This is a genomic window from Streptomyces sp. NPDC048172 (genome assembly GCF_043202595.1).
Lineage (GTDB): Bacteria > Actinomycetota > Actinomycetes > Streptomycetales > Streptomycetaceae > Streptomyces.
Window position 1 is genome coordinate 222,169 of record NZ_JBIDAT010000002.1, and the last position, 14,975, is coordinate 237,143.

At 72.2% G+C, this 14,975-nt stretch carries 13 protein-coding genes; 4 read left to right on the forward strand and 9 right to left on the reverse strand.

Going from position 1 to position 14,975, the window contains the following annotated elements; all coding sequences use genetic code 11:
• Positions 1-2 precede the first annotated feature (2 nt).
• From grpE to ACGF3A_RS09535, 6 genes are all read right to left on the reverse strand, one after another.
• On the reverse strand, positions 3-704 hold the full coding sequence (gene grpE, locus ACGF3A_RS09510; RefSeq protein ID WP_393727607.1) for a nucleotide exchange factor GrpE: 702 nt from the start codon (positions 702-704) through the stop codon (positions 3-5).
• Entirely contained in the window at positions 701-2,578 is a 1,878-nt protein-coding gene (gene dnaK, locus ACGF3A_RS09515; RefSeq protein ID WP_393727608.1) for a molecular chaperone DnaK, read from the reverse strand. The genes grpE and dnaK overlap by 4 nt, the downstream gene beginning before the upstream one ends.
• A 145-nt stretch (positions 2,579-2,723) precedes the next feature.
• The gene (locus ACGF3A_RS09520; RefSeq protein WP_393727610.1) at positions 2,724-3,497 is read right to left on the reverse strand and encodes an FkbM family methyltransferase; all 774 of its coding nucleotides are present in this window, start codon (positions 3,495-3,497) and stop codon (positions 2,724-2,726) included.
• Positions 3,494-4,081 (reverse strand): low molecular weight phosphatase family protein, encoded by a 588-nt coding sequence (locus ACGF3A_RS09525; protein WP_393727612.1) that lies wholly within the window; start codon positions 4,079-4,081, stop codon positions 3,494-3,496. The genes ACGF3A_RS09520 and ACGF3A_RS09525 overlap by 4 nt, the downstream gene beginning before the upstream one ends.
• Positions 4,082-4,111: 30 nt before the next feature.
• Positions 4,112-5,491, reverse strand: a complete 1,380-nt coding sequence (locus tag ACGF3A_RS09530) for a polysaccharide biosynthesis tyrosine autokinase (protein WP_393727614.1) — start codon at positions 5,489-5,491, stop codon at positions 4,112-4,114.
• Positions 5,492-5,586: 95 nt separating this feature from the next.
• Complete coding sequence (locus ACGF3A_RS09535) at positions 5,587-6,645, reverse strand: glycosyltransferase (RefSeq protein ID WP_393727616.1); 1,059 nt, start codon at positions 6,643-6,645, stop codon at positions 5,587-5,589.
• Positions 6,646-6,898: 253 nt separating this feature from the next.
• Here ACGF3A_RS09535 and ACGF3A_RS09540 point away from each other — a divergent pair, with 253 nt between their 5' ends.
• The 4 genes from ACGF3A_RS09540 (at position 6,899) to ACGF3A_RS09555 (ending at position 12,003) form a co-directional block, all read left to right on the forward strand.
• Positions 6,899-9,202 (forward strand): (Fe-S)-binding protein, encoded by a 2,304-nt coding sequence (locus tag ACGF3A_RS09540; RefSeq protein ID WP_393727618.1) that lies wholly within the window; start codon positions 6,899-6,901, stop codon positions 9,200-9,202.
• A gap of 284 nt (positions 9,203-9,486) precedes the next feature.
• On the forward strand, positions 9,487-10,467 hold the full coding sequence (locus ACGF3A_RS09545) for an MEDS domain-containing protein (RefSeq protein ID WP_393727619.1): 981 nt from the start codon (positions 9,487-9,489) through the stop codon (positions 10,465-10,467).
• Complete coding sequence (locus ACGF3A_RS09550) at positions 10,461-10,874, forward strand: ATP-binding protein (protein WP_393727621.1); 414 nt, start codon at positions 10,461-10,463, stop codon at positions 10,872-10,874. Before ACGF3A_RS09545 ends, ACGF3A_RS09550 begins: the two co-directional genes overlap by 7 nt.
• A 157-nt stretch (positions 10,875-11,031) precedes the next feature.
• Positions 11,032-12,003, forward strand: a complete 972-nt coding sequence (locus ACGF3A_RS09555; protein ID WP_393727623.1) for a Yip1 family protein — start codon at positions 11,032-11,034, stop codon at positions 12,001-12,003.
• Positions 12,004-12,047: 44 nt separating this feature from the next.
• On the opposite strand, the gene ACGF3A_RS09560 is transcribed toward ACGF3A_RS09555, so the two are convergent.
• The 3 genes from ACGF3A_RS09560 to ACGF3A_RS09570 form a co-directional block, all read right to left on the reverse strand.
• Positions 12,048-12,917 (reverse strand): hypothetical protein, encoded by an 870-nt coding sequence (locus ACGF3A_RS09560; protein WP_393727624.1) that lies wholly within the window; start codon positions 12,915-12,917, stop codon positions 12,048-12,050.
• Positions 12,914-13,084, reverse strand: a complete 171-nt coding sequence (locus tag ACGF3A_RS09565) for a hypothetical protein (protein ID WP_393727626.1) — start codon at positions 13,082-13,084, stop codon at positions 12,914-12,916. Before ACGF3A_RS09565 ends, ACGF3A_RS09560 begins: the two co-directional genes overlap by 4 nt.
• 283 nt (positions 13,085-13,367) lie before the next feature.
• Complete coding sequence (locus ACGF3A_RS09570; RefSeq protein WP_393727627.1) at positions 13,368-14,924, reverse strand: ricin-type beta-trefoil lectin domain protein; 1,557 nt, start codon at positions 14,922-14,924, stop codon at positions 13,368-13,370.
• Positions 14,925-14,975 lie beyond the last annotated feature (51 nt).

A 14,975-nucleotide genomic window follows, 5' to 3' on the forward strand; every position in this document is an offset into this window, starting at 1 on the left:
AGTCAGCCCTCCTCCGGGCCACCGCTCTCCTCTTCTGCCGCGTCCGCTTCGCCCGCCTCGCCCTTGGCGCCCGGCTGCGGCTCGGCGACACCGACCCGCGCGGGGCGGATGGTGCGCTCGCCGATCCGGTACCCGGGCTGGAGGATCTGCACGCACGTCGTCTCCGTGACATCCGGGGAGTACGAGTGCATGAGCGCCTCGTGGACGGTCGGGTCGAAGGGCTCACCCTCCTTGCCGAACTGCATCAGGCCCAGCTTGGCCGCGACCATCTCCAGCGACTCGGCGACGGACTTGAAGCCGCCGACGAGCTCGCCGTGGTCGCGGGCGCGGCCGATGTCGTCCAGCACCGGCAGCAGCTCCGTCAGCAGGTTCGCGACGGCGATCTCCTTGACCGCCACCCGGTCCCGCTCGACGCGGCGGCGGTAGTTCTGGAACTCCGCCTGGAGCCGCTGGAGGTCCTGGGTGCGCTCGTTCAGCGCGGTGCGGACCTGGTCCAGCTCGGCCGTCTCGGCCACGTCCTGGTCCGCTGTCCCGGACCCCTGCTCTTCGTGCATGTCGTTCTCGGTGTTCTCACCGTTCTGAGCGTCCCCGGCCAGCGGCCCCGGGGCCGCCGCCTCGTCGGGAGAGGCGGCGGCGTCGGCGCTGCCGTTGGCGTCGGCGGGGACGTCGGACTTCTTGTCGAAGCCCGGAGTGTCCTCCGTCACGCTGCACCGTCCTTCGGCTTCTGCTCGTCGTCCACGATCTCGGCGTCGACGACGTCGTCGTCGGCACCGCCCTCGGCCTTGCCCGCACCGGCGTCGGCGCCGCCCGGAGCCGCGCCCTCGGCGCCGCCGGCCTGCGCCTGCTGCGCGTCGGCGTAGAGCGCCTGGCCCAGCTTCTGGCTGGTCGCGGCGACCTTCTCGCTGGCCTCGCGGATCGCTGCGGTGTCCTCGCCCTTCAGCTTCTCCTTGAGGTCCTCAAGGGCCGTCTCGACCTCCGACTTGGTGTCGGCGGGGACCTTCTCCTCATTGTCCTTGAGGAACTTCTCGGTCGTGTAGACGAGCTGCTCCGCCTGGTTGCGCGTCTCGGCGGACTCGCGGCGCTTGGCGTCGTCGTCCGCGTACTGCTCGGCCTCGCGCATCATGCGGTCGATGTCGTCCTTCGGCAGCGCGGAGCCGCCGGTGACGGTCATCTTCTGCTCCTTGCCGGTGCCCAGGTCCTTCGCGGCCACGTGCATGATGCCGTTGGCGTCGATGTCGAAGGTGACCTCGATCTGCGGCACGTTGCGCGGCGCCGGGGGCAGACCGGTCAGCTCGAACATGCCGAGCTTCTTGTTGTACGCCGCGATCTCGCGCTCGCCCTGGAAGACCTGGATCTGCACCGAGGGCTGGTTGTCCTCAGCCGTCGTGAAGGTCTCCGAACGCTTCGTCGGGATCGTGGTGTTGCGCTCGATCAGCTTCGTCATGATGCCGCCCTTGGTCTCGATACCGAGGGACAGCGGGGTGACGTCGAGCAGCAGGACGTCCTTGACCTCGCCCTTGAGGACACCGGCCTGGAGCGAGGCGCCGATGGCGACGACCTCGTCCGGGTTCACACCCTTGTTGGCCTCCTTGCCGCCGGTCAGCTCCTTGACGAGCTCGGCGACGGCGGGCATACGGGTGGAGCCACCGACGAGAACGACGTGGTCGATCTCGGAGAGCTGGATGCCCGCGTCCTTGATGACGTTGTGGAACGGGGTCTTGCAGCGCTCCAGCAGGTCCTGCGTGAGCTGCTGGAACTGGGCGCGCGTCAGCTTCTCGTCGAGGTGCAGCGGGCCCTCGGCGGAGGCCGTGATGTACGGCAGGTTGATGTTCGTCTCGGTGGACGAGGACAGCTCGATCTTCGCCTTCTCCGCGGCCTCGCGGAGACGCTGGAGAGCCATCTTGTCCTTGCCGAGGTCCACGCCGTGGCCGGACTGGAACTGCTTGACCAGGTAGTCGACGACGCGCTGGTCCCAGTCGTCACCACCGAGGTGGTTGTCGCCGTTGGTGGCCTTGACCTCGACCACACCGTCGCCGATCTCCAGCAGCGAGACGTCGAACGTACCGCCACCGAGGTCGAAGACCAGGATGGTCTGGTCCTCCTTCTCCAGGCCGTACGCCAGCGCGGCCGCCGTGGGCTCGTTGACGATCCGGAGCACGTTCAGGCCCGCGATCTCGCCGGCCTCCTTGGTGGCCTGACGCTCGGCGTCGTTGAAGTACGCCGGGACGGTCACGACGGCGTCGGTGACCTTCTCGCCCAGGTAGGCCTCGGCGTCCCGCTTCAGCTTCTGCAGGATGAAGGCGCTCATCTGCTGCGGGTTGAAGTCCTTGCCGTCCAGGTTGACCTTCCAGTCGGTGCCCATGTGGCGCTTGACCGACCGGATGGTCCTGTCGACGTTGGTGACTGCCTGGCGCTTGGCGACCTCGCCCGTCAGCACCTCGCCGTTCTTCGCGAAGGCCACGACGGACGGCGTGGTCCTGGCGCCCTCGGCGTTGGTGATGACGGTGGGCTCACCGCCCTCAAGAACACTGACGACGGAGTTCGTCGTACCCAGGTCGATGCCGACCGCACGAGCCATTTCAGTTCCTCCAGCTAAGCAAGTCTTGAGTACTGCGCCTCACGGGGGACAACCCCCGGACCCCCGGCCGGACAAGCCGGTCGGCCGGGCAACCGGTCCGATCCCGGGGGAGCGTGAAGTTCAGTCGATCTGGCTCAAGAATGCCTCACGGATCGCCGCGCGTCAAAAGAGGTGAGCGACCAAGACTCAACTTTCTGTCTTCTCGCAGCTCAGAGGCGCGGAAGAGGACGAGATCGCAGCGGAGCATCCGTCCCGAGGACGGTTCCCCGGCCCCGGGGATCACGGCCGTGACCGTCAGGCCCTCGGCCCTCGCCCACGCCAGCGCCTCGTCGAGGAGCAGCCCTCCCTCGTAGAGAGGCACCAGCGGCGTCTCCAGTTGCACCCCCACGCACTCCGCGAGGCGGCGGCCCGTGCCGCGCAGCACATGGCCCTCGTACCCCCGCACGCCCAGCCGGAGGAAGACCCGCTCGCCCGGCGTGACCACGTCGTCCCACAGCCCGTCCAGGCGGCGGGCCTCGGCGCGCTGGCTGCCCGGGTGCGCGGCACCGGGCGCGGTCTGGCCGTGCCGGGCCAGTACGGGCAGAACGGAGCTGCCCTCCCCGTCGTTCCCGGCGACGCGCAGCCGCACGCCGCCGTCCTCCTCCCCCAGCGCGTACGGCCGCACCGTCCACAGGGGGTCGCGGGAGGCGCGCCGCTCCAGCGTCGCGCGGGGTCCGGCCAGCGGCTCGAAGGAGATCAGCCGCCCGTCGTAACCGCCGCCGCGCAGCAGTGCGCCGTAGCCCCCCGCGTGCGCGCCGACGTCCAGGACGGCGTTGACGCCGTACGCGCGCAGCAGCCCCACGGGCTGGGGCGGCTCCGGGGACGGGCGGCGCCGGGCCAGCGCCGCGGCCAGGGCGCGTACGGACGCGGCGGGCCTCATCGCGCGACCACCTCCGCCGGGCACGGGTGCGGGTGCGGGTGCGGGTACGGCTGCGACAGCAGGGCCGCGAGGGCCGTGACCGCCGTGTCCGTTCCGGCGATGCCGCGGCGCAGCGCCCGTACGGGCAGTCCGGCGGGGTCCGCCAGCTCGTCCTGGCCCTGCGGCGGGGGCGGCGCCGCCCCCCGTCGTCCCGCCGCGCGCTCGACGGCCGCCGCGAGCCCCTCCCCACCCGCCGGGACCTCCGCGCTCAGCCTCAGGAACTCGCGCAGCGTGAAGCAGCGGCGCAGCGCCGCGGGCCACAGCCGTACGGCGGCCTCGCGGTGCGCGGTCTCCATGCCGAGCACGAGCCCGGCCCGCGCCACCATCGCCGCCGTCAGCCGCCGCGTCCCCGCGAACGCGCCGGGCTCGCCGCCCCGCTCGCGGACCAGCTCCGCCGTCGCCGCGTCCAGCCCCTGCCCGGGAACGGCACGGGTGCCCGCGCTCGCCGCCCGTACGGTGTGGCCCGTACGGGCGGCGAGCAGCAGCTCGGCGGCGGGCGACCGGTACCGGTTCCCGGTGCAGACGAAGAGCACATCCGTGCGCACGTGTGTCCCTTTCGCAGAGGGTTCGAGAGATCAGTCGGGCTGTCCGGCGTGCGGCAGCGCCATCTCGGGGCGTACGGGGCGGTCCTTGGCCGCGCGCCCGTTCCCGTATCCGTACCGCCGGTCGGAGCCCAGGTCGGCCATGGTCAGCACCGCGCCGGCCAGGGGCGTGCCCACGGCCCGTACGGCGGCCACCGCCTCCGCGACGCGGGCGCGCGGGGTGGCGCCCGCGCGGACGGCGAGCAGGCAGCCGTCGGCGGAGGGCAGCAGCCCGGTGGTGTCGGCGACGTTGAGCAGGGGCGCGGTGTCCAGGACGACGACGTCGAAGCGTGCGCGCAGCTCGGCGAGGAGCCGCGCGGTGCGCTCCGAGGCGAGCAGCTCGGCCGGGTTGGGCGGCAGCGGCCCCGCGGCCAGGACGCTGAGCGCGCCGCCCGCGGGCCGCTGCAGCACCTCGTCCAGCTCCGCGCGCCCGATGAGCACGGTGGTCAGCCCCGCCTCCCGGACGAGCCCGCAGGCGGCGGCGATCCGGGGGCGGCGCAGGTCCGCCTCGACCAGGCAGACGGAGGCGCCGCCCTCCGCGAAGGCGGCGGCGAGGTCGGCGGCCGTGGCGCTCTTGCCCTCGCCGGGCAGCGCGCTGGTCACCACGAGGAGCCGGGCCCCCTCGCCGCCCCGCGCGAAGCCCGTGGCGGCCCGGATCACGCGGTGGGCCTCGGCCCGTTCCCCGTACGGGTCGCCGAGGCAGGCCAGCGGAGCGCGCCCGGTGTCCGGGTCGTACGGCACGGCCCCGAGCACCGGCAGCCCCGTCGCGTCGGCGAGGTCCGCGACCGTACGGGGCGCGGTGTCGCGGCGGTCCCGTACGAGGGCGGCCACGAGCCCGGCGCAGAGCCCGAGGAAGACCCCGGCCAGCACGGTGAGCACCGGGTCGCGGGAGACGGGGGCGCCGGGCGGCGTCGCGCGCTTGGCGACGACCGGGGCCGGGCGGGAGCGCGCGGGGCCCTCCAGCTTCGCCATCTGGGCGCCGAACTCGGCAGCGACGGCGTTCGCGAGCCGCGCCGCGCCGTGCGGGTCGCCGTGGGTGACCGTGATGTCGAGCAGCGAGGTCCCGGGCACGGCCCGCGCCCGTACGCGCCCGGCCACCGCGTCCGGCGACTCGTCCAGCCGCAGCTCACGCACGACGGGCGCGGTGAAACGGGGGCTCGCGACGATCCCCGCGTACGAGCGCACCCGCTCCCGCGCGGACCCGGCGGAGCCGTCGCCCCCGGGGGAGTAGAGGACCCGGGTGCTCGCCTCGTACGCCGCCGACGCCGTCAGCGCCGCCACGCCTCCGGCCAGCAGCCCGGCCAGCGCCAGCGCCGCGACCGTACGCCAACGGCGCGCCAGCACCCCCGGAAAGCCACGGAAACCCCTCGTCATGCCCCGACGGTAGGCACCCCCGCGCGCACCCCGCGCCCGGGAGGACAGGCAGGGGTGAGGACCTTCACCCGGTTGCCCGGCGGGCGGACCGGGGCTCAGGTGCCGAGCAGGTGTTCGACCCCGTCCGCGAAGCGGCGGCTCATGCCCTCGACCGTGTACGAGGCGGCTTCGGCGCGGCAGGCGGTGCGGAGCATGGCGAGGCGGGCCGGGGCGGCGAGGAGGGCGGCCACGGCCTGGGCGTAGGCGTCCGGGCCGCCGCGTACGACCACCGCGTTGCGGCCGTCCTCCAGGTACTCGAACTCGGCGCCGTGCAGCGGCCACGGGGTCGTCACGATCGGGAGGCCGAGCACGAAGGAGTCGACGGCGGTGAGCCCGACGCGGCCGGGGGAGAGCAGGACGTCCGCCGTGGCGCCGTACGTCGCCAGTTCGCGGGGCGTCGGCGGCGCGAGCGCCACCACGGGGCTCCGGCCGTCCCCGCCCCGCCTCGGGCCCGGGCCCGGGCCCGCGGCCGCCGCCTCGACGAGGCCGCGCAGCTCCCCCTCGCCCGCGACCAGCAGCGTGAAGCCGGGCAGCAGCTTGGCGAGCGCGTGCGTGGCGGCGAGGAGATAGGGGATGCGCCCCGCCGCGTCGAGCCGTCCGGTGAAGAGCGCGGTGCGGCCCGGCTTGAGGCCGTGGCGGGCGCGCAGCTCCCGCATGTCCTCGGCCCGTACGGCGTCGCGGGCCGTGCGGAGGGGCGCGGTGTCGGTGGTGTTGCGCAGCACGGTGATCCGGTGGTCCGGCACGCCCCAGCGCAGCGCGTCGCGGCGGCCGCCCTCGGTGTGCGCGAAGTACCGGTGGCCCAGCAGCGCGAGGCGGGCGCGCGCGGCGCGGGCGAGGGGCGCGGGGCGGTACGCGCGCGGCTCGCCCGCGCCCCAGAGGGCGAGCGGCGGCCCCTGCCCGAGGCCGCTGCGCAGCAGCGCGGGGTACAACTCGGCGCCGGAGAGCGCGTGTTCCATGATCAGCGCGTCGGAGCCGCGGACGAGCGGGCCGCCGAGGGGAGCGCCGCGCGCGCCGCGCGTGACGACCAGTTCGGCTCCCCGGGCGCCCAGTTCCCGGCTCAGGTGGCGGAAGAACGGGGCGCGGTGGGACGGGACGGCGCGCTGGACGACGGTCACCCGGGGACGCCTTCGCGACCCCTTTTGCGTGTTTGGCACGGTTTGCAGCGCATAGGAGAATTTGCGGAGAAGATACGTCACGTCCGTGAATAAACCATATGCACCGCGCTCCATAGGTGACCCTCAGCGACGCACATCACCGCATGCCCGGGTACAGAGCGCTGTGGAATGTGGGTAGTCTCGTACGGACTGGATAAGTTACCGATTAGTAGACCGACGCTCAGACACTCCGTTGTGCTCCGAGGGAGCCGTTATGCAACTCGCCGCGATCATCGTGTCGCTGGTCCTCATCGCGGTCGCACTCGCGCTGTTCGGCCGCGCGCTCCTCCAGATCTTCCACTTCGTGCGGCTCGGCCAGCCCGTGCCCGCGGGATCGCGGACCGACGACCCCAAGCAGCGCACCGTCACCCTGGTCAAGGAGTTCCTCGGCCACACCCGGATGAACCGCTGGGGCGTCATGGGCGTCGCGCACTGGTTCGTCGCGATCGGCTTCTTCACGCTCCTGCTGACGATCGCCAACGCGGTGGGCCAGCTCTTCAAGGCCGACTGGCTCATCCCGTTCATCGGCGACTGGCTGCCGTGGGCGATGTACGTCGAGTTCATGGGCACCATGACCGCCGTCGGGATCGCGGTCCTGATCGTGATCCGGCAGCTGAGCAAGCCGAAGCCGGGCCGCAAGTCCCGCTTCACGGGCTCGATCACCTGGCAGGCGTACTTCGTCGAGGCCGTCATCCTCATCGTCGGCGTCTGCATCGTGGTGCTGCACGCGCTGGAGGGAGCGCTGCACGGCGTCGAGCACTACGAGGCCGAGTTCTTCCTCTCGTACCCCCTGGTCGCGGGCTTCAGCGAGCTGAGCACGAGCACGCTGCAGAACCTCGTGTACTTCTTCGCGACGCTCAAGATCGCGGCGTCCTTCATCTGGATGATCACGGTCTCCCTCAACACCAACATGGGTGTGGCCTGGCACCGCTTCCTCGCCTTCCCCAACATCTGGTTCAAGCGCGACTCCCAGGGCGGCACCGCGCTGGGCGAGCTGAAGCCGATGGTCTCCGGGGGCAAGGAGATCGACTTCGAGACGGCGCTGGACGACGAGAACGAAGAAGAGGTCCGCTTCGGCGTCTCCCAGGTCGAGGACTTCTCCTGGAAGGGCATCCTCGACTTCTCCACCTGCACCGAGTGCGGCCGCTGTCAGTCGCAGTGCCCCGCCTGGAACACCGGCAAGCCCCTCTCGCCCAAGCTCCTGATCATGTCCCTGCGCGACCACGCGCACGCCAAGGCCCCGTATCTGCTCGCGGGCGGCGGCAAGGACATGGAGGGGAACGAGAAGGCGAGCGAGGAGCAGCTCAAGGACGTCCCCGCCGCTGCCCTGGCGGAGGCCGAGCGCCCGCTCATCGGCACCGCGGAAGCTGCGTCTGACAATGGCTCCGCCATGGGCGGCGTCATCGACCCCGATGTCCTGTGGTCCTGCACCACCTGCGGCGCCTGCGTCGAGCAGTGCCCGGTGGACATCGAGCACGTCGACCACATCGTCGACATGCGCCGCTACCAGGTCATGATCGAGAGCGCGTTCCCGAGCGAGGCCGGGACGATGCTGAAGAACCTGGAGAAGAAGGGCAACCCCTGGGGCCTGGCGAAGAAGCAGCGGCTGGAGTGGACCAAGGAGGTCGACTTCGAGGTGCCGGTCGTCGGCAAGACGATCGAGGACCTCACCGAGGTCGAGTACCTCTACTGGGTCGGCTGCGCGGGCGCGCTGGAGGACCGGGCGAAGAAGACCACCAAGGCCTTCGCCGAGCTGCTGCACATCGCGGGCGTGAAGTTCGCGATCATGGGCGGCGACGAGAAGTGCACCGGTGACTCCGCCCGCCGCCTCGGCAACGAGTTCCTCTTCCAGCAGCTCGGCGAGGAGAACGTCGCCACGCTGAACGCGGCCTTCGGCGAGGACGACGAGGACCCGGAGACGAAGAAGCCGAAGTCCAAGAAGAAGATCGTCTCGACCTGCCCGCACTGCTTCAACACGATCGCCAACGAGTACCCGCAGCTGGGCGGCGAGTACGAGGTCATCCACCACACCCAGCTCCTCCAGCACCTCATCGACGAGGGCAAGCTGGTCCCGGTCACGCCGGTCGAGGGTCTGATCACGTACCACGACCCCTGCTACCTGGGCCGCCACAACAAGGTCTACACGCCGCCGCGCGAGATCATCGGCCGCGTCCCGGGCCTGCGGAACGAGGAGATGCACCGCCACAAGGAGCGCGGCTTCTGCTGCGGCGCGGGCGGCGCGCGGATGTGGATGGAGGAGCGGATCGGCAAGCGCATCAACAACGAGCGTGTCGACGAGGCCCTCTCCCTCAATCCGGACATCGTCTCCACCGCCTGCCCCTTCTGCCTCGTGATGCTGACCGACTCGGTCAACGGCAAGAAGAACGACGGGAAGGCCAAGGAGAATCTCCAGGTCGTGGACGTCGCGCAGCTGTTGCTCGACTCCGTGAAGACCCCCGAGGAGCCGGCCGGGGACGCGGAGGAGTCCAAGGAGCCGGAGCCCGAGCCCGCGAAGTAGAACGGGCCGGAGAGAAAAACAAGAGGTCAAACCCAACCGCCATAAAGCGCCACAACGGCCGGATTCGCACTCTGCGGAGCCGGTCGTTGTGGCTTTTCTCGCAAGGCATGGTCAAATGCGATCAGTTGATGCACCACACGAGCCAATCCTTCGTCGCGGTATACCCATCGACCAGTCCCCGTCCTAGCCTCCTAAGCGGCGGAGCGGAGGAGGCGCGCGGGCGCGTCAGCGCCAGTGTGGGAGCGCGCTCAGACGCGCCCGGCGACGCGAGGAGGCGACGCGAGGTGTCGGACCGCGAGGCACCCGGCAGGACGGACGTGCCCGGCCGCCCGGCGGCCGTGGCCCCGGACGCCCGGACCCTCCCCGTGCAGCGCATACGCCCCGGCCAGCACGCGTTCACCGCCTACGACAGCGAGTCGACCCAGTGGGACGTCGTCGGCGCCTTCGTCCGCCAGGGCCTCGCGCTCAGCGAGAAGGTGCTGCTCTTCCTGCACCCCCGGATCACCGGGGACGAGCTGCTGCGGCGGATCGGCGCCGGGACCCCCGCGCTCACCCAGGCGTGGGAGCGCGGACAGCTCGCGCTGAGCACCATGCGCGCGCTCATCGCCCCGGACCAGGTGTTCACGGCGGCACGCCAGTGGGACCGCATCACCGAGGAGTCGGAACACGCCGTACGGCAGGGATATTCGGCCATGCGCGCGTACATCGACATGGCATGGGTCCATGACCTCGGTACCGACGTCCGCGACGTGATGCGGCGCGAGCGCAGCTCCGGCCACCTCTTCGAGGGAGGCCGCTACAGCGAGGTCTGCGCCTACGACGACCGGACGTTCAGCTCCGACGTGCTGCACGCGATGCAGCAGGCGCACCCGGTCAACCTCCTCGGCACGGTCGGCTCCCTGCACGCGGTCCCCGCGTCCGACGGGAACGGGACCGGGACCAGCGGCGGGACGGCCGTACGCCTCGTGGGCGAAGCAGACATCGCCACCCACCACGACTTCACGGCGGCCCTGCGCGCGGCGTACGGCCGCGCCGAGCCCGGCCGCCCGCTCCTGATCGACCTGCGCACCCTGCACTTCCTCAGCGCGGGCTGCGCCGCCGAGCTGCTGCGGCTGAGCGCGGCCGCGGGCACCACCGCGCACGGCCGCGGCGCCACGAGCCGTACGACCGTCCGCTGCACCCCCGTCCAGGCGCGCACACTGCGTCGGCTCGGCTCCGACGCCGTCCGTTCGCTGACCCTCGTCGAGGAGGGAAACGGATGCTGACTCCCGAGCTGCTCTGCCGTCTCCGCTTCACCCTCAGGGATCTGCCACGGGTCAGGATCGAGGTCGAGACCTGCGCGGCCTGGGCCGGGCTCGGCGAGCCGCGGAGAGGGGAGTTCGTGGTCGCCGTCGACGCCGTCGCCACCAACGCGGTCGAGCACGCGGGCGGCCGCGGCCAGCTCCTGCTCCGCCACATCGGCGACGAGCTGGAGTGCCAGGTCACCGACTCGGGCCCCGGCTTCTCCGCCGACGTCATCCCCGAGCTGCTGCCCGGTCTCGACGGCGCGACGACCGGCCGCGGGCTCTGGCTCGCCCGGCTCGTCACCGACCGGCTGACCATCGCCGCGGCCGACAAGTCGTGCGGCTCCGGCTCCCTCGTCACGCTCGCGGTGAAGCTCCCCGGCGGCTGAACACACCCGGTGAGGCCCTGGGGTGGTGCTGGCTCCACCCCGTGGTGGTGCCCGCACCACCGGGTCCCCCTAGGGGATGTCACAGGTCAGCAGCGATGTCCGGCCAGTTCACCCCGCTGTGGCACCCAGGTCGGCGCGACGCGGTACGTTCGATTACGTGGCAGGTTTCAGGAGCGGACGCGGCCGGGGTTCCCGGGGCGCGCAGCAGCAAGGGCAGTATCCATCGCAGCCCCCGCAGCAGGCGCCGGGGCGCGGACCCGGGCCCGGTCCCGGACCCGCGCCGGGCCAGGGCTGGCCGCAGCCCCCGCAGGGCCCCGGCGGCCCGGGGGCGTACGGGCACGGCCAGGGCGGCAGACCCCCGTACGGCCCAACGGGCGGCCACCAGGGTGGCTACGGGAACCAGGGCGCCCCCGGCGAGCCCGAGTACTTCGGAGCCCCAGGGCCCGATCCGTACGCCAACAATCCGGGGCACACCCAGTCCTTCAGCGTCCCCGACCCCTACGGCCCCGACCAGGGCCCGGGTCCCGACGGGTACTACGCGGACGGTGGCGTCTACGCCGCGGGGAACGCGCCCGCGCCGCCCGCCGGCCCCCGGCTGCACTGGAAGGACCTGCTGCGCGGCATCGTCACGCGCCCCAGCGACACCTTCTGGCAGATGCGCGACTACCCCGTCTGGGGGCCCGCGCTCATCGTCACGTTCCTCTACGGGCTGCTCGCCGTCTTCGGCCTCGACCAGGCCCGCGAGGACGTCATCAACACGACGATCTCCAGCGCGATCCCGTACGTCATCACGACCGGCATCGCCGTCGTGATCGCGGGGCTGATCCTGGGCACCGTCACCCACACGCTGGCCCGGCAGTTCGGCGGCGACGGGGCGTGGGCGCCGACCGTCGGCCTCGCGATGCTGATCATGTCGCTGACGGACGCGCCGCGGCTGCTCTTCGCGATGTTCATGGGCGGCACGGCGCCGCTGGTGCAGATCGTCGGCTGGCTGACCTGGATCGCCGCCGGTTATCTCTTCACCTCGATGGTGAGCCGCTCGCACGACCTGCCCTGGCCCAAGGCCCTGGGCGCCTCGGCCATCCAGCTGCTCGCGCTGCTCGCCCTGATCAAGCTCGGCACCCTCTGACGCGCCGGGTGCCCGCGCGTCCGCGCGCCGGGCGCCCGCCCCCGTCAGCTCTTACGGCCCCGCTTCCGCGGGGCCGTTTTCGTGGCCGTCCCCGCGTGCCGGGCGCTCACCGGGACCAGATGCGGGGTGAGCAGCTTGAGGCAGGCCAGCGCGGCGACCGGGGGCAGCATGCCGATGATGACGCCGACCGGGTTCCGGGGCACCTGGGTGACGTAGAGCGCGACGGTCACCGCCGAGAAGACGATCAGCACCGACCAGGCGACCAGCGCGTGGCTCCCCCGCACCGTCCGGGTCCGCAGGATCGAGAGCACGGCCGCCACCCACGGCCCCTGGATCAGCAGCGGCCACAGGCCGGAGAAGTCCCCGACGACCGGCTCCACGAGCCGCCGCAGCGGGCCCGTGGTGACCATCCCGCTCAGCAGGCTCACGGTCACGAAGATCACCAGCAGGGCGCCCGTCGCCGCGAACGAGAGCGACGTACGCACCATCGCGACCGTGATCCGGCGCCGTACCCGCCGGTGGTTCCCCGGGCCGCGCACCCGGCGGTGCGGCGTGGTCCCGGCCCCCGCCTCGCGCTCGCCCAGGGGTCCGGACAGTCCGGATCCGGGCTCCGTGACGGGGGAGCCCGGCGGATCGTAGGACCGGTCGAACGCGTGGGCGAACGCCGGATCGTAGGCCGGGTCGTACGGGGCCTCGTACGTGCCGTCGTACGGCCGGTCGTACGTGGGGTCGTACGGCCGGTCGTACGCGGGATCGGCCGGGACCGGGTCCTGCGGAATCGTCTCTTCACGGGCGGCCGCGTCGTGGAGGATCTGCGCCAGCTCGTGCTCCAGGTCCCAGTTCCCGACCTGCACGGTGGGCGGCGGGGCCCAGGGGCTGCGGAACTGGTCGGCCTGCGCCATGCGTTCGTTCACGCGAGACGGCCCTCGTCGCTCCGAGCCGTCCACGCGCGGTGGAACTCGGCCTCCACCCCGGCCATTTCGGACAGGAAGTCGTCCAACAGAGCGCCGGATTCCGGGCGTCGGGCACCCCGCGTACCGGCCTCGCCCTCGACGGGCGCGGCCGGTGGCCAGCAGAACACGTGGGTTTCTTCCGCTACGTTCACATCTCGTCAACGACTGACGGCCTGCCCGCCGACGTGGCAAGCGAGTGAACGGATGCGGCATCGGAGTGAACGGAGGCTTGGCCTCCGGGGGCCGAACTGCCGTGTCACCAGCGGCGGATGCCCGTTCGACGCCCTCGCGTGCCTCACGCGGCGCGTTAGCCCGGAAGGGGGCGGGAAAGGGGCCGGAATGGAGCCGGGAATGGCCGTACGGCCTGTCGGACGGAGGGCGTCCGACAGGCCGTACGGGGATCGAATGTTCTCAGGCGAAACGCTGGGACGGCGAGCCGTCGCAGGTCGCGAGGCGCGCCCGCGCCTCGGCGCCCGTGAGCGTCACGCACAGGTCCTTCGCGGAGGCGGGCCGGAGCGTCTGCCCGTCCCTCACGAAGCGCTGCGTCTCGCCGCCCGCGCAGTTGCCCAGCTCCAGACCGGCGCCGTTCTTGACGCCGCCCTCGGGCTGCACGCAGCGGTCGTGGGTGAGCCCGGTGTAGAGCGCCTGGCCGCCGCTCGCGTCGTGCCACCACGTCTGGTTGCGCTGGTCCTTGCAGCCCCAGCCGCGCACGTCCGTGCCGACGGCGCTGCCGCCGCCGTCCGCGTCCAGGCAGGAGCCCGTGCCCGCGTTCTTCAGTGGCTTGAACACGTCGTCCCAGGCCAGCCCGTACAGCTTCGGCTTGCCCGCGCCGTCCGGGTCGGCGCAGGAGGCCTCGCGCGCGCCGTTCGCCCGCCCCGCCTCGTAGATCTTCGTGAAGCACTCGGCGAAGGCGCCGTGGCCGCGCTCATTGGGGTGGAAGGACTGGCGTACGGAGTTCGCGTCCGGCGGGAAGGGGTTGGAGACGTCCACGTAGAGGCCGCGCGCGAAGGCGTTCTCCATGCACACCTCATGACCGTGGAAGAGGCGCGAGGCGTCGAGGTAGGTCGCGCCGGAGGCCTCGGCGGCCTTGCGCATGCCCTTCTCGAAGGCGGGCACGGCGGCGTTGCGGCCCCAGGCGGAGTCGCTGGTGTGCCCGACGCAGCCGCCGATCAGCTTGCCGGGGAACTTGGGGTTGTCCTTGAAGTCCGGGCCGATCGGGCTCGGGTAGCCCATGACGACGAGCTGGTAGTCGCCGTCCGCGTAACCCGCGTCCCGCATCACGGACTTGAGGTCGCCCACGGTCCGCTCGACCTTGGGCACGAGGCCGTCGACCCGGCCCTGCCAGCCCGGCTCGTACTTGGGCTGGCACGGGCCCTGGAGGGTGAGGAAGCGGGTCACGCAGTCCGTCATCACGGGCCCGAACTGGAGATCGTCGTTGGCCCCGACGACCAGCACGACCTGCTTCAGCTTCGTGTTCCGCGCCTTGATCGCGAGGCTGTCGCTCTGCACCAGCTCGTCGGCGTACTGCTTGGTGCCGCCGATCCGTACGTTCTCCGTGCTCGCGCCCGAGCAGGCCACGTTGTACGTGACGTCCGCCTGGATGCCCGTACGGTGCACGGCGGAGTCGGGCGAACGGTGGCACCAGTTGTCCGGTCCGTTCGTGCCCGGCTCGTACGTGCCGACGCCCTCGCCCGATATCTCGCTGTCGCCCAGCGAGATCAGCGAGGACTTCCGCTCGGCCACCGGGCGTTCGGCCGGGCTCCCGTACAGCTTCTGGGCCTCGGCCGCCCGGATCTTCTCCAGCTCGGGCGGCAGGGGCTTGGCGGCTGCGGCCTGGGCCTGCGCCTGTGCCCGCGCCTGCGCCTTGCCGTCGGTCGGCGCGTCCGGCTGTGCGGCCGCCACCCCCGCGCCCCCGAACGCCATCACCAGAGCCGCCGTCACCGCCACCGCGGGTCTCACACGTGCCATGAGGTGTCCCCCCTCTGCCTGGCAACTGTTGTTACCAGCGGTACTTACCCG